Source organism: Winogradskyella sp. 3972H.M.0a.05, assembly GCF_040493455.1.
Lineage (GTDB): Bacteria > Bacteroidota > Bacteroidia > Flavobacteriales > Flavobacteriaceae > Microcosmobacter.
In genome coordinates, this window is record NZ_JANFDA010000006.1 from 88,357 (window position 1) to 102,934 (window position 14,578).

Annotated in this window: 13 protein-coding genes; 3 read left to right on the plus strand and 10 right to left on the minus strand. The window is 33.5% G+C overall.

The annotated features are described in order from the left end of the window. Positions 1-15: 15 nt before the first annotated feature. The 3 genes from NCE97_RS12660 to NCE97_RS12670 are packed head-to-tail and all read right to left on the minus strand — an operon-like array spanning position 16 to position 3,540. Positions 16-1,152: a tetratricopeptide repeat protein gene (locus NCE97_RS12660; protein WP_353779643.1), complete on the minus strand. Its 1,137-nt coding sequence runs from the start codon at positions 1,150-1,152 to the stop codon at positions 16-18. Then, entirely contained in the window at positions 1,149-3,176 is a 2,028-nt protein-coding gene (locus NCE97_RS12665; protein WP_353779644.1) for an energy transducer TonB, read from the minus strand. The genes NCE97_RS12660 and NCE97_RS12665 overlap by 4 nt, the downstream gene beginning before the upstream one ends. Position 3,177: 1 nt before the next feature. After that, a complete protein-coding gene (locus NCE97_RS12670) occupies positions 3,178-3,540 on the minus strand; it encodes a BlaI/MecI/CopY family transcriptional regulator (protein WP_353779645.1) in 363 nt (120 codons plus the stop codon). Positions 3,541-3,671: 131 nt separating this feature from the next. Between NCE97_RS12670 and NCE97_RS12675 the strand changes: the two genes are divergently transcribed. After that, positions 3,672-4,169, plus strand: coding sequence for a DUF456 domain-containing protein (locus NCE97_RS12675; protein WP_353779646.1), 498 nt, complete (start codon positions 3,672-3,674; stop codon positions 4,167-4,169). Between the two features lie 228 nt (positions 4,170-4,397). Here the strand turns inward: NCE97_RS12675 and NCE97_RS12680 are convergent, their stop codons facing one another. The 4 genes from NCE97_RS12680 to NCE97_RS12695 form a co-directional block, all read right to left on the minus strand. Then, positions 4,398-5,066, minus strand: coding sequence for a response regulator (locus tag NCE97_RS12680; RefSeq protein WP_353779647.1), 669 nt, complete (start codon positions 5,064-5,066; stop codon positions 4,398-4,400). Between the two features lie 7 nt (positions 5,067-5,073). Further along, positions 5,074-7,092 carry an ATP-binding protein gene (locus NCE97_RS12685; RefSeq protein WP_353779648.1) on the minus strand — a complete coding sequence of 673 codons (2,019 nt, stop codon included), beginning with the start codon at positions 7,090-7,092 and terminating at the stop codon, positions 5,074-5,076. Between the two features lie 114 nt (positions 7,093-7,206). Beyond that, entirely contained in the window at positions 7,207-7,377 is a 171-nt protein-coding gene (locus tag NCE97_RS12690) for a hypothetical protein (protein ID WP_353779649.1), read from the minus strand. Between the two features lie 468 nt (positions 7,378-7,845). Further along, positions 7,846-8,706 carry a helix-turn-helix domain-containing protein gene (locus NCE97_RS12695; protein WP_353779650.1) on the minus strand — a complete coding sequence of 287 codons (861 nt, stop codon included), beginning with the start codon at positions 8,704-8,706 and terminating at the stop codon, positions 7,846-7,848. A gap of 160 nt (positions 8,707-8,866) precedes the next feature. On the opposite strand from NCE97_RS12695, the gene NCE97_RS12700 reads away from it, so the two are divergent. Both NCE97_RS12700 and NCE97_RS12705 read left to right on the plus strand, forming a co-directional pair. Further along, positions 8,867-9,556 carry a hypothetical protein gene (locus NCE97_RS12700; RefSeq protein WP_353779651.1) on the plus strand — a complete coding sequence of 230 codons (690 nt, stop codon included), beginning with the start codon at positions 8,867-8,869 and terminating at the stop codon, positions 9,554-9,556. 222 nt (positions 9,557-9,778) lie between these two features. Next, positions 9,779-10,762 carry a YHS domain-containing (seleno)protein gene (locus tag NCE97_RS12705; RefSeq protein WP_353779652.1) on the plus strand — a complete coding sequence of 328 codons (984 nt, stop codon included), beginning with the start codon at positions 9,779-9,781 and terminating at the stop codon, positions 10,760-10,762. 27 nt (positions 10,763-10,789) lie between these two features. On the opposite strand, the gene NCE97_RS12710 is transcribed toward NCE97_RS12705, so the two are convergent. From NCE97_RS12710 to NCE97_RS12720, 3 genes are all read right to left on the minus strand, one after another. Then, positions 10,790-12,286, minus strand: coding sequence for a S41 family peptidase (locus NCE97_RS12710; protein ID WP_353779653.1), 1,497 nt, complete (start codon positions 12,284-12,286; stop codon positions 10,790-10,792). 69 nt (positions 12,287-12,355) lie between these two features. Next, positions 12,356-13,048 (minus strand): hypothetical protein, encoded by a 693-nt coding sequence (locus NCE97_RS12715; RefSeq protein ID WP_353779654.1) that lies wholly within the window; start codon positions 13,046-13,048, stop codon positions 12,356-12,358. A gap of 5 nt (positions 13,049-13,053) precedes the next feature. Continuing rightward, positions 13,054-14,439 carry an alpha/beta fold hydrolase gene (locus NCE97_RS12720; protein ID WP_353779755.1) on the minus strand — a complete coding sequence of 462 codons (1,386 nt, stop codon included), beginning with the start codon at positions 14,437-14,439 and terminating at the stop codon, positions 13,054-13,056. Positions 14,440-14,578: the final 139 nt, after the last annotated feature.

Sequence of the window (14,578 nt, forward strand, 5' to 3'; positions counted from 1 at the left end):
CAACTTTTTTGAATTTTAGTCCTTTTTAAGAAACTTTTCCTTCTTCAATTCTGATAATCGTCTTTCAGCCAAAGGCTTAAAAGGACTTTGAGGATAAGCTTTTAGATACTCTTCATAGAGCTTTATTTTTGAATCTAAATCACCATAGAATTCGTCCTTAGTTCTCACCAAAAAGAACTGAGCGCTTATGTTGTTTGGATTTTCTTTTAAGGCTTTTTTAAAGACTTCAATTGCCTCTTTGTATTTCTTTAGATAATTGTAAGATGTGCCTAGTTTGGTATATTCTGCATCTAGTGGTATGTCTGATAATTTTAATGATTCTTCAAACCATTTTATAGCTTCTTCATGATCATTTAATCGTTGATAATATTGACCTATAACATACTTGGACGTTGCATCGTAAGGATTGTATTCCAAGACTTTTTTTCGATGTGTTATTGCTTTTTCATATTCGTATTCTTGTCCATAGCTTAGACTTAATTTTTCATGAATAAATTCTGATGATTCACCCATATCCAATAGCTTTTCAAACCACTTAATACTTTGAATATAGTTTTCTTTCCAGTAAAAATTTTGAGCTTTCAAACTAATAAGCGCAGCACTTTCTGGGTAAACTTCAAGTCCTCTATCTACATAAAAATTCACGATATCTGGCTTTCGTTTTTTTAAGTAATACTTTCCAAGCTTTATAATTGCTTTTTGATGTGTAGCGTCGTGCTGAAGCGTAGATTTATACTTATCTAGAGCCAATTCCATAGAATCTTTCATCTTCTCTAGCGCTAACCCTTTTTGATAATGATAATTTGGGTTTTTATAATCCTTATAGATCAGTTTTTCAAATAAGTTTGAAGCTTTAGCATAATCCTTGGTAACTAACAAAATCTTGGCATAATTGTACGTAATGAGCTCGTCCTCTGGAAATGCATTATAACTCTTTTCATAATACAGTTTGGCTTTTTTAATTGAGCCTAGCGCTCTGTAGCATTTGGCAATTTTATCAAAGACTTCTGTACTATCCGAGTGCTTTTTGTAGGCTTCTATGGCTTTGCTATAGTTACCTCTTTCAAAAAAATCATTACCAAGTTGTAAAGCCGAAGACTGTGCTTCGGCTTTCATACATATTAGTAAAAACAATACGATTATTTTCTTCATGCGGCAATTAAAAATTCAATCGGTAAGCTATACATCACATCTACAACTTCTCCTTTATGCTTTCCTGGAACAAAATTTGGCATCGAATAAATGATGCGTATCACCTCTTCTTCCAAATCTGGATGTGATGCTCGGGCCTTTACATTAGTCACTTCTCCTCGTTTGTTTATTTTAAATATAACTTCGATTCGATGTTTTCCTTTTAAACCTAAATCTTCAGCGAGTTTGAGATTGAATTTCTTATTTATGTACTTTGCAATGCCTTGGGATGTACACTTCCTCAATTCTTCCACATCAGATACCGAAGCACATGAAAGAAATGCAGGTGGTAAGTCTACTTTAGTAAATGGAATTTTATCTGTATGTCCATAGCTTTGCTCATCAGAACTTTTATCGTTCGAAGCTTTCTGTTCTGAATGTACCTGGAAAATGATAGGTAAGCTGTAAGGGACAATAACTGCTTTTCCTTGATGCTTCCCTGGGGTAAACTTTGGTAAAGTTGCAATAACTCGCTTTGCTTCTTCTTCCAAATCTGGATGTGGTGCTCTTGCTCGTATACCAGTAATATCTCCATTTTTATCTATTTTGAACAAAACATTGATACGCTGTCTGCCTTCTAATCCAAGCTGTTTTGCAATTTCCATATTGAAATTTCTATTGACGTGCATCGATATGTTTTTAGATAGACATGCCTTTTTGTCCGCATTGGATGTTAGTGATGCGCAAGAAGGATGAACAGGAACCTCATCTATAACTCCAAAAGGTACTTCTACTTCTTCTGCTACATCTTTGTATAATGGATTGTTGAGCCCATTATCTGTGGTAAGTACCAATAATCCTTTTAATGCCTTTTCTTCGAATGGTTGTAGATGACCTTGTGCTTGCATCTGATCAAAAAGGTCTGCTATCTTAGTCATTAAAGTTGTCTTGTTTTGTATTGCTATGTAGTCTTGAATTTGTTTTACTAAATCCTGGTTTATGCTTCGACTTTCTATTGTTTTAGCCAGTAACGCTATCCCTCTTTCTTCATCTGGATTCACATTGCCCTGAACCATTATTTGTTGTTTTATTGCATCAACTTTATTGGTTAACGGACTCGTGGTTTGCTCTGTAACAGTTTGTTCTGTAGTTGATTGTTTTACTGCCGTTTTCTTTGCAGAACAAGAAGAGTAAAATAACATACTACAAACAACTGGGATTAATAGTACATACTTGAGTTTTAGAATCTGCTTTGATTTCTCTTTGGATAACATAAAAATTCGCTTTTTTATTAATGACTGATTGAAAAATGTATTGATAAAAGACATATCGTTGACATCAAAAACTTGTTGAAGTAAGTTTTGATAATAGTCTTTTTTGTTTTGTTGCTTTATTGCTATTGAATCTGCTATGTATTCGTGTAGGCTCGCTATTCTATTTTGATAGATATAGATTAATGGATTAAACCAGAACACAATTCTGAGTATTTCAAATATCAATAGGTCTAGAGTATGTTTTTGTTTTACATGAATGATTTCATGCTTTAGAATAGTATCTCTTTCATTATTGTTTAATTCTTCGCCTACAAAAACAAGATTGAAAAATGAAAATGCCGCACTGCTTTCAAAGAGTTTCACTAAGACAAATCCATCTTCTCGCTGCTTAGGGCTTTTTTGAGCCAAAGCATATAGCTTGTATAGTTTTCTGAAAAAGATAAATAACGCCACAAAAAAGCCTGTGAAGAATATTGTTTTGAGTATGGAAAATGAACTAGACTCAATTATCAGAGTGTTTAGTGGAACTATGTTACTGTTTACAGCATCAACCTCTCCTATCACCACTTCTGGAAGTCTTACAATAAATTCATCGGGAACAATCCCTTGAAATCTACTAATCTCTATAAATGGTAATGCGAACGATAAGCCAATAGTGACGAGCAAGTACAGTCTGTTGTAATTAAAGAAGGTTTCTTTCTTTAAAAAGAGATCATAAATGATTAAAAATATGAGCTGAAATCCTATGGCCTGAGTTAAATAATGTAACATCTTACTTTTCTTTTTTATTAACTTCTTTAAGGATAGATTCTAATTCTTTCATGTTGATATCATTCTTCTTCATAAAAAACGACACCATACTTTTAAAAGAACCCTGGAAGTAATTATCCACTAATTTGTTGATCGATTGATTACTATAAGATTCTTTGGCAACTAAAGGAAAATACACATGGCCTTTCCCTTGCTTTTCATAATCTACAAAGCCCTTGCTTTCTAGAATTCTAACTATGGTAGATACTGTATTATAAGCTGGTTTTGGATCCGAAAATTGTTCAATAATAGACTTCACATTTGCCTTTTCTAATGCCCAAAGGACTTGCATGATTTCCTCCTCTGCTTTTGTAAGTTGCTTCATCTTTCAACTAAGTTTTTAGTTCAATGTATGAAGCAAATATAACTAAATATTTAGTTTGAACTAATTTTTTAGTTAAAAATGTAACAAAAAGAATTTGTCAGCGTCTTACAAAATGCACATTACTTATAATTATGGATATATTTTTAGTGATTGTATCACTACTTCTTATGATACTTGGTATTGTTGGTAGTTTTCTACCTGTGTTACCAGGACCTTTAACTAGTTGGATTGGATTGCTGATCTTGAAATTTTCGGATGCAATTCCAATAAGTAATACATTTCTTGTCCTAACCTTTATTGTTGCTCTTGGTATCTGGATTTTGGATTACATTATTCCGGCTATGGGAACAAAACGTTTTGGTGGTAGTAAAGCTGGAATGATTGGCACAACCATAGGTTTAATCGTTGGGCTGATTGCTCCTATTCCATTCGGGATAATAATTGGGCCTTTTTTAGGTGCACTTATTGGAGAATTAACTAACGATAGTGATTTCAATAAAGCGACTAAAGCAGCTTTTGGATCTTTTCTTGGGTTTATAGCGTCTACATTTTTGAAATTTATCGTGTCAATGATCTACCTCGGATTCTTTCTGGTTAAGGTATTTGGCAATCTAGATACACTCGTATAAAAAAATAACCTAGTAGCTGGGAAGCTACTAGGTTTTTCTTGCTATTAATTCAACAAATAACTTAGAGGGATTAATTAATTACTGTTGACGTATCAAAGTTATGTAAGATGATTAACTTTTTGTTGTGGAAAAACCTCAAACTTGTTACGGAAAAACCGTAGTTTTCAGCAATAGCAAGGGCTAAAAAATATCGACGAATGGTAAAATCTACGGTATTTTAACGATTTACTACAAAAATCCTTTCTCTCTGGCCTCTTTGAGCAAGGTTTCATCCTTGCCATCTTCTACAGAAAAGAGCATTTTTAGTTGTTTTTTGCGTTTTTCTATAGCACTCATAGAAAGGTCTATGTATTCTTTAAGGCTTCTGGTTTTTATACCTTGGGATAATAAGTGCAATATCTTTCTATTAATATCATCGATATAGATATCGCTAATGACCGTCTTCTTAAGGTAATTGCTTACTGTACTGCTGTAGTAAGGCGGTGATTTTAGTATCTGCTGAAAGGCTTCAGCTAGTTCTAATGATGTAAGGTCGCTCTTTATTAAAAATCCATCAGGGTTGATTTCTTTAATGATATTGTGAACTCTATACGATTCATTGAACATGGTAAGAATAATAACCTTAGCATCTGGTAGTCGCTCTCTGGCATATACCGCCAAATCTTCACCTGAAGCAAAACGACCATCGGATGATGCTGGTAAGCTAATATCGAAGAAGCACACATCGTATGGCGTTTCTTCGGAAGCTCTTCTAAGCATTCTATATGCAGTATCGCAATCGTTAGCAGTGTCTATCAGTAACGTTTGGTCATCGTGCTTGGTAGCCATTAGAGTATTTTGATAGCCCTCAATAATGATAGGATGGTCATCAACCATTAAAATATTGATATGCTGCATGGGTATATTAGCTTAAATAAGGTATTTTAATGTCAACAGTGGTTCCTTTATTTAGCTCAGAAGAAAAGACAACGTCACCTTCTAATTCATCGACTCTAGAGTTAATGTTCTTAAGCCCAATCCCTTTACGACTTTTTTGAACATCAAACCCGATTCCATTATCGGAAACACCTAAGCAAATTACGTTATTTTTTAGTTTAATGCTAATTTTTATGTGACTAGCTTGTGCATGTTTGTAGATATTTTGCATGGATTCCTGCACAACGCGGTAGACATTAATCTTGGTTTTATTGGGTATCAATTCCCAATTGATATCGTCGGTATAATCAAAGTCGTAGGTGAGTTGATAAGCCTTGGTTTGTTTTTCGATAAGCTCTGATAGAATATCCATAAAACCAGATCCTGCGACAAAATCCGTATTAAGATCGTGAGATATTTTTCGAATGTCCTGCTCTATGGTTTTGAGCTCATCAATGTATTGCATCCTGCTTTTGATAGCATCCTTGCCTTCCGAAAAATTGAGACTGTCGAGACTAAGTCGCGTCCCAAACAATCGTCCAAGCACACCATCGTGTAATTCCTGGGAAATTCGTTTTTTCTCATTAGCTCTGGCCTCATCAACTTTATCTTGTTGCGATAACATGAGGTTATAGATTTCCTCATTGGCCTTTTGCTGATCTTGTACAAATCGCAATTCTTTGTTCTTAGCACGTTGCGTAATGACAACATATACCAGAGCAACAGCTATAAGTAATGATATTGAAAGTGCGGTGAGCCATAGTCGCTGCTGTGAAATACGAACATTTTCGGCTTCTAACTCATCAGTTTCGAGTTCTATACGCGCATATTTGTTACGTTTGTTTCTTTCAACATTAAGCAAGCTATCACTGAGCTTAATATGTTCGTTAAGGTATCTTTTCCCTTCTTCTCCTTCTTTCAACTTTGACAACAAGATCATTGACTCCAACAAAATGTCATTAGATGATATTTTTTTTGCCAAATCATATGATTTCAAGCCATAATTAGTCGCTAAATCCTTGTCCTGTTGATGTAAGTAAAATTTAGTTAAATCTATAGATACAGCCAACTTCGTAATATCATCTTCTAAGCTATCACTAATTGCATACGCTTCATTGAACATTGTTAGCATATTATTATAATCCGTATGTCCAGCTAACAATTTTGTATAAGCTATATTGTCAATAATCAATGGATAGAAAGTTGGATCATAATCATCATATTCCTGCTTTAAAGAAACCAGACTTTGGTATAGTTCTAATGCTTTATTATAATTTTCCTTCTTCCTATAAATAAAGGCAATATTATTGATTGACAAATAACGATTGTAATCACCATATTCCATCCGCTCACTGATTTCCAAGGCTTGATTATGATAATCAAGAGATTTATCGTAGTTCTTAAGCTTCAATGAAATAATTCCAATAAGATTATTTAGGCTCCAAAGTCTGTCAAGATTTACTTCGGTAACAGGTAAACTTTGATATATTTTAATAGCCTTGACTGCATTTTCTTCACTACCTATATAGTCTTTTTCAGTTTCTTGAATATCAGCTATGTTTAAAAGCACCAATGCTTTACTGTCTAAATTGTTTTGGGAATTATAGAGTTTTAACACCTTAGAGTAATAATAGTAAGCACTATCATTTTCAGATTCCAGATAATAATATTGTGCAATATTTTGAGTAGCAATAGCCATTACCACTGAATCTTTCAATTTGGTAGACAATTCCAGATTTATTTCACTATGCTTCTTATAGTTCTCATAATCTTCGAGAACAAAGTAAGCGGAAGCAACTGCTCTTGAGCTTTCTAATACTATAGAATCATTATTAGTAGTATTTGCTAGTTCAAAAGCGATTTGGGCATTATCTAACCTTTCTTTAGGACTTATATTATTGTTCTTAGACTTTTGAATAAGGTTAGAAATACTATCAACTTTGGTTTGGGCAGATAGTCCATGAAAAGAAATTACTAGAATTAAGTAAAAAAATAAGGATTTCAGCAAAGCTTGATTAAAAAATTAAATCAAATTTAGCTAAAAAGAGAACAGATAAAAAAAGAAAAACAAGAAAACCCTTATAAATTATAAGGGTATTTCTAAATATATTTTGAATAGGGATTAACTTTGTCCGCCTAAGGTTTTCTTCTTTTTAGCATGTGCTAACAGATCATAAGCAGGAGCTTCTTTATAAGTATTCGCTTCATCTTTAGCAATAGTGTCACTAGTGCTTCCAGAAACAGTTAATACTACTACAGCTAGCATAAGTAGAGTAATTTTTAGGGTTTTCATGTGTATTAATTTAGGGTTATACAATAGTTTATCATTAATTATTATGGAATGTGGTATCACATTCAATCGAGGGAGGAAATGGATAATTAATTTAAAGCGGATTATCGCTTCTATTGTACAAAAATCTGAGGGCGTTTTAAGGCACACTAATTTGCCTTAACAGTAAAATGGATTAAAATGTTCTTGAGAAAGTTGATTCAGGGTCTTAAACAAGAACAGCTAATATAGATCAAAATGCCTCATTTTCAAAAGAATCATCGCTGAAATACATATTTTTATCGACGAAATACATTTTTCCTTTACCAAAACACTAATTTTTTAAGGCTCAACGCATTAACATAAGATTCGATATTTTTCAATAAATAAGGATTAAATTTGACAAACCTCTTCTGAAAAATCAATCAAAATGGAGGTGATAATGCAATAAGAGTCATCACAGGTTTTAGGGAGGAATTAGATTAAAACTCGCTAAACCTTTAATTTAACGACATCATTTGGGCAAAGTCCAAACTCTTTCTTAAATAATCTAGTAAATGTTCTTCTTTGTTTAAAGCCATTCATAAAGGCAATTTCCTCAATCAGGAAGTCTTTAGAATTCTTGAGCATATCATAGGCTTTATCTAATCTAACCTTAAGCAAGAAATTATAAGGCGTACGACCGTGGATATCATTAAAAATCCTAATTAGGTGGAACTTAGAAACACATGCGACTTGGCTCAATTCATCTAGTGTTATGTCTTTTGAGAAGTTATCCAATATATAGGTTTTGGCAATATTAACTCTATTGTATAATTCTACTTTTGTAGCCATACTAAGGGAGCATATTTTTTCTATTGCTTTGGAAACTTCTATTTGATGAAACACTAAATTCACAGCAACCTTGTCGTAAAACATAGCATCATCTTCTGTAGGATTGCGTTTAATCTCCTTAAACAATCCCGACATAGCGCTATTATCGAGCCAGTATTTTCCTGTATTAACTTGAAGCACACTCTTTAAATCATGATCATTGAACAATGCTTTGCATTGAATCTCTTCATAATATTTATTGACCATATTCTCGTCCAAATAGATACATTTTCCATCCACTGGTGTCTGCGCATCTACTAAGGTTTCAACTTTATCCCCTTTATTAATTAAAAGAAAGTAATCTGGAGTAATTAGATGTTCTTTACCATTAACAGTGTAAGCTTCTCTTCCATTAATCGGTATTTTAATAGAAATTGGAGAACTATCAACCTTATGATGGCATTCTCTTAATGAGGACGTTATCACAAAATTTCCGCCTTTGTTTGCTTTATTGAAATTACTGTCTGAGTAGTTAAGCATAAGCCTTCTTTTTCAACTCTATTTTGTGTTAATATACCAGAGACAATTATCAAAACTCCCTTATTTAACAAAGATTTATAATCTGCATGAACTTAATCAATTAGAAATTGAGCAATTATATCACCCTCTGGGCTTTCATTAGATATTACTTTCAGAATTTATGAGAAATATTTCCTTCCTAAGTCTGTGTATCTTCGCTTTGGTTTTACTATCGTGTTGGCCAAAAAAAAATGACCCCATTAATCTTACTTATCGATTATTATACAATAATGATTCTATTGGTTATATGACTTGTCATATTAAACTAAATCCTAATGGAGGCATTGTTTATGAAGAAACTCAAACAAATGGTTTTACGGAAAAGAGCTGGTCGTATTTTGATCCCAATTTCAGAATGGATTCTGTTAGAATTCAAGGAAATATTGGTGATCATAAAATTGATTGCTTTACCAAAAAAGAGGGAGACTCATTGAAAGGATATGTTGGGTTTCCTGTTCGGGATAATAAACCCAATCCAATAGTTCTTTCAGAAACCCATGACGTCTATTTTGAAAGATCAGTCGCTTTATTTATTATGCCTTCGGAATTACTGAAGCAAGAGGAGCATCAGATGTTTCAGTATAATGCAACAACAGGCAAATTTTACAGTATTGAGGTAAAGACCAATTTGGAGCTTGAGACCACTAAAATCCCTTCTGGCGAATATAATTGCCAAACAATTACTTACAGTGGTGGTGTCGCCAAGCAAAAATTCTACATCAATAACAAAAACATTATCAAAATTGTGATCATCGGACAGCCTTACGTGTACGAACTCATAAGCAAAAGCTCCGAAAATTCGGAGCTTTAATAACCAATCAAACAGTTAATCAAAAAGTGTGTTACACACTTAAACCATTCATTACGTGTAAATATATCTATCACTAAATAAGATTGAGGTCAAATTATTGCTTTAGTATGATTTTAATTAACTGATATTATGGAATTTAGCAATAATTCAACCCTCGACAATATGTAGGTTATCTACTTTCGAAACACATTCAACACTTTACACTTTAATTATATATTTCCTATGAAAGTTATTGTATTAAGCTTACTTACATTGCTATCGTGCATGACCTATGCTCAAAAAAAATATCCTGTCGGAAAATCTTTCTATAATGTCAATAAAGAAAACATTGCTATAAAAGGTTATGATCTTGTAAGCTACTTTGAAGGCTCTCCAAAAAAGGGTAAAACAAAATTCGCTCACAAACACGAAGGCTTAACATACTTTTTCTCATCTAATCAAAATTTGAACAGCTTTAAAGATAATCCTGAAAATTATCTACCTCAGTATGGTGGCTACTGTGCGTTTGGACTTGGAGCGCCTGCTGGTAAATACGGATTTAATCCGCAAAAGTTTGATATCGATCCGACCTCATACAAAATATTAGACAACAAGCTTTTGTTATTTTTTAAAAACGCTTCATTTGATGCTAAGCAATTTTGGCAGAATGAATCGGAACAGACCATGGTTCGACAAGCTGATAGTATTTGGTCTTCTATCGAAGCAAAGTATAAAGGGTTGAAAATCCCTGAAGGCATGAGTGCCAAAGCTCCTCCCGAAACACTTCAGATGGCTTTTTTAGCTGGTTCTTGGAAAATAGACTATAAACAAAAGCGCCAGGATGGATCTTACAGTTTAACCAAAGGAAAGTGGTATGGTTACTTTACTCCAGATGGTATGTCTATAATAGATTATTGGGGAAAAGGCATGCCAGTGCAAGGTATAAATGTGAGAACTTTTGATCCAAACAGTAATAAGTGGAGCATGACTTGGATCCAAAATAATACGCTTGGTAATAAAGCATTAATTGAAGGAGAAGAAATTAATGGTAAAATGGTTTTTCATACTAAGTATTGGGAGCTTGACCCTACTGGCCAGTATCAAAACCGGATAACATTTTACGACATAAGCGAAAACAGCTTCTCATATTTTATCGATACTTCAACCGATGGAGGAAAAACCTGGATTGAAAAAACCACAATTATCGAGGCTACCAAGGATGATTGATTGCTACAAGCGTATTGCAATTTGACTTTAAATATATTTTAAAACTTGAGTCAAAAAGAAGTCTTTCTTATCCTTAAACTCTAGAACTGCGTCCTTTTGATTGATTGGCTTGTCTGGCATTATATACTTTTCTGTCAATCTTTGTTTGATACGCTTAGAAAAGTCTATTTTCATGAGAGGAATAGACACTTTTATTTTACTATTTGGCAGTTCGTAGACAGCCATTTGCCCTGCTGTCATATCGCGATGCGAGCCTCCTGTTTTTTCACCATAAATCATCCCTCGTTCTTCACTCTTAAACAACGCTGTAAAATACGCTCCTGCTGACACCGTATTACCGCCAACCAATAAATGTACTTTGCCTTTATAGGCATTGGTTTTTGGCTCAACAATTGTATCTCTCAATATATTCAAGTACAAGCCTTCACTACTTTTGGTAAAGGTGTTTTTTAACTTACTCAAATAACTAACAAATTCATCCTTATTTGTAACACTACCAATAGAAACAAGGTGCTCTCTGTGAGGTAAATCGAATGTTTTCATCTTTAAAGCTACTCGCTCAGTAAAATTCTTTTTAGCTATATAAGAATATAAAAGTGGTGGTATAAAAGCATCTCCTCCTCTATTATGCCTTATATCTATGATAAGATGCTTTGGTTTTTTTTCCTTTATGCTTTTAAAAACACTATCGAATCGTTTTTCAAATTCTTGGTAGTGTGCTTTATTGTTTGCGACATGACTTTCGATTTCAAATGAATTCAATTGAAAATAGTAAGTATCAAACTTTGGCAGATATTCTGTGTTGATAATGTTATTTTGAGCTGTTGCATCTAGAGGAAATATTTGGTTAGAGTGAATTGCGCCTCTTTGAGACAACTCAATACCATTAAGAGCTTTTGTATGTTTTTTATTATTAACTATATATTCAACATTGTATACTTCGCCTCCTCCAATTAGTAGACAGTAAAGGATATCGAAATTGGCCTCAATATTTCTCAATTCGTAGGTGTCTTCCAAATTTCCTTTGGTAAGGCTAATTAAAATGTCTCTAGTGCTAAGTCCGTTAATCCCTGTAACCTCTGTTCCAAATGGCAAGTTTTCGTTTTCTGTATTGACGAATAACCTATTGTTTATAATCTTTAAAGGCACAGGAAACAAACGTTGTGTTGTAAGCTGTTTCACCAAAACATTACTAGGCAATGTAAAATTGCCATGTTCATCGGTTTTGAAATCAATAGACGTATTGGATAATACTTTTACAAACTCAAGACTATTCATAGAAGCATTATCTAAGGCTTTCAATTCTTTCTCGACCTCATCTTTTATGGCTTCCAAATCTTTTGCAGTAAGGTCTGGTGACAAACTCGAGATTACATCCATAGCCATTTTGTAATCTTCTTTTAATGCCGCTTCACTCAAAGTAAAATCTTGACCATAAATATTCTGAACAATAAACACTAGTAAAAGGCTTATTCTTAGATATTTGAAACGAAAAAACGTTACTATTTGCTTTAAAGTATTCATTATGCTTTGCTTTAATAACATTACTATCTAATAACAATGAAAAGTATCACTTGAATCCAATGCAAAGGGTTATATTTTGAAGAGGGTATTGTCTAAGTGAGTTTCAAATTCTACTTCAGAAATAATAACCCTTGCATCTCCTGAAGGTAATTTTATCAGTGTTTTGACAGGCATCAAAACCCCATCAAATGTTTTATAGTTTGAATATATTTTTTCTACTCCAGAACTTATTTTCTTGGATTTCCACACCATAAAAGTATTAGCATCAACCCATAAGTGTTCTTCTCCATAAGAGGGTATCTCAAATTTGATGACATGGTATTTTTTGCCATCGACACTTTCAGTATCCATAATAGAATACTTCCCCTCTAGCTTAAGAAAAGTTGCTACTCTAGAATCTATATCGGAACTTATTTTTATTGACATGTTCTGTTCACCAGAAAAGTGTTGTGGCTCGGTATGACCAGCAAATTCGTTGATCTCCCAACCTTTATCTTCATTAAAAACAACCAAATGTTTATTCCCGTTGAAAGTCAATTCTTGTTTCATTTTGTAACCTCTCTTCTGGGCTATATAAAGATCGACCTCTACACCACTTTGGTGTAAAATCCCTTTTACAGTTTTGGTATTGCGCTTCGCAACTTTGTCTTGACCAATCACTTTGAGATGATTATTGATTACCTCATCTGCTGTTTGACCATTTACTGTTAAAGCCGCTGAAAGGCATATAACAATTACTAACCAGTTTTTAATTAATTTCATATTATTTAGTCCTTTATACTTACTGTATTATTAATCCATTTTACAATTTTATCTATGGCATCGTAATCAAAATGTGTAGGAAGTAACGCTGCTATATTACCTCCACGATTAATCCGATAACTCTCTTCCAAAGATCCAATCTTCAAAAAATTATGATCTGTACCCTTCAGCTCTAAAAATGTAGCATTATTGGGATTATTTTTATTTACTATATCTACCAACTCTCTGTGTGAAAAATCATTGATGACTTGTATGTCTGAATCTCCCCATACTGATAATATTTTGGCCTCAGTCTTCAGCCATGCCTCAATACAATTTTTATTGTTCAGGGATTGGCTAAATCTTATGTTTCTACCTAAAAAGTTATCGCTATTGACGAGGCCAAAATCTCGCTGTAAAATTCTGCCGTATTCCTCATTTTTCAATATCATCTCTGATGGTGTCTTATTGTTAACTAAAAGTTCATATAGAAGAACTTCATATAGCTTAAGGTCTTTCTCAGCTTGCACATAATTTTCACCCAATCTCGGTATTTGATTTCTAAGCATTTCTGTCAAGTACTCTCGCCAATGCTTTATGGTTATTCCCATGGTAATTATGCCTTTAACATTAAAATCTTCAGCTATAAATGGCGCTTCCATACCACCAAGGGAATGTCCAAAAATGAAAACATTGTTTGCATCTACTTTTGGATGTTTATAGAGTGCTTTCAGAGCCTCCCTATATGAAGCTACTTCTGTATCAAAATCTATATCGACACACTTTTGCTTATTGTTAGAGTCTCCCATGCCTGGTTTTTCAGCTCGCATTACTAAAAATCCTTTCTTGGCAAGATGGTATACCAACTTCTTATAAGGGTGATTTACTCCCATATTATCTTGCGAAAAACAAGTAAATCCTGGCACAAACAAGATTGCAGGTTTCTTCTTAGCATCCTTATCTGCTGTTATTATTGTCCTAATAAGACCTTGATCAAACGAAAACTGACCATATTCAAACTCCAAACCTTCTTCCTGTTCCTTTGGCTTACCTATTGCTTGTAAAATCATTTCGATCTCTTTTCCTTGTCTGAAAATCTTGTATATTATCTGATCTCCTTCAATGATTTTCACTTTCATATCTGAAAGCGCTGAAAAATCATTCATTAGAACATTATTAATACTGATTATGACATCATTGTTTTGGAGACCTGCCTTAGCGGCATTACTATTTGGAAAAATATACTGGACCAACATGCCTTCTGCTTTGTCCATTTTTAGTTGTTTCGCGATTGCACTATCCACTAATCTTAGCGTAACACCATGAGAAGCTCTTCTTTTAAGTTCCTGGGCATTTGTTAGGGTAGCACAAAAAAGGAGTGTGATAAAAAATACTCTTATTAGCATTTGCATTTCTTTAAATCTCAAATATATTTTCTGAGACTTTCTAAGAGGGTCCAAAAATTGCTAATAAATCCCTGACTTTTCTTCAAAACAAAACACAATAGCAATAAATGAACCTTCTATGTTTTTTAATATTTCTTTTTTTGAA